Consider the following 255-nt stretch of genomic DNA (forward strand, 5'->3'; position numbering starts at 1 on the left):
CTGGGTCTGGCGCTTTCGCGCAATTACGAACCGGCGGTGGCGCGGGTCATGCCGGGGGCGCGCCAGCATGAATTCGACGCCGGGGTGAGCTTTCATTTCAACACCGGGGCCATCGGGCGCGCCAGTTGGGTGCAGGCGTGGGTGCGGCGTGACTGGGCCGAGGTCCGGCGACGGCTGGGCCTGTGGAACAAGGGCGGCGGGCGCGTGCTGCCCGGCCTGACGCGGCGGCGCGAAGACGAGGCCAGGCTGATGCAG

At 71.8% G+C, this 255-nt stretch carries 1 protein-coding gene; it reads left to right on the plus strand.

Translation table 11 applies throughout. The annotated features are described in order from the left end of the window. Positions 1-255, plus strand: a 255-nt coding sequence (locus RMT89_RS44190) for a glycoside hydrolase family protein (protein ID WP_315889397.1), incomplete at both ends; no start/stop codon positions are given.

The sequence above is a fragment of the Streptomyces sp. P17 genome (assembly GCF_032436805.1).
Lineage (GTDB): Bacteria > Actinomycetota > Actinomycetes > Streptomycetales > Streptomycetaceae > Streptomyces.